The 255-nt window shown below is 60.4% G+C and carries 1 protein-coding gene; it reads left to right on the top strand.

What is annotated here, in order from left to right; genetic code table 11:
* The coding region (locus MRBLMC3_RS22165) for a histidine kinase dimerization/phosphoacceptor domain -containing protein (protein WP_363832426.1) at positions 1–255 on the top strand (255 nt) is incomplete at both ends.

Below are 255 nucleotides of genomic sequence, written 5' to 3'. Positions count from 1 at the left end.
ATGAAATGGACCTCAAGGGCGGTGCCGCTCCACGGCGGCTGATGCTCAATGCCCAGAAGCTCGACTATGGCGACACCGAACAGGTTCGCCTGCTCCTGACCATCTCCGACGTGACCGAAGCGCGCATTAGCGAAAAACTCAAGGATGACCTGCTGCGCGAGAAGGCGATCCTGCTCAAGGAACTCCAGCATCGCGTTGCCAACAGCCTCCAGATCATCGCCAGCGTGCTCATGCAGAGCGCGCGGCGGGTGCAAT

It is taken from the genome of Sphingobium sp. LMC3-1-1.1 (assembly GCF_040676285.1).
Taxonomy (GTDB): domain Bacteria; phylum Pseudomonadota; class Alphaproteobacteria; order Sphingomonadales; family Sphingomonadaceae; genus Sphingobium.
This window is presented reverse-complemented; position numbering and strand designations above follow the sequence as displayed.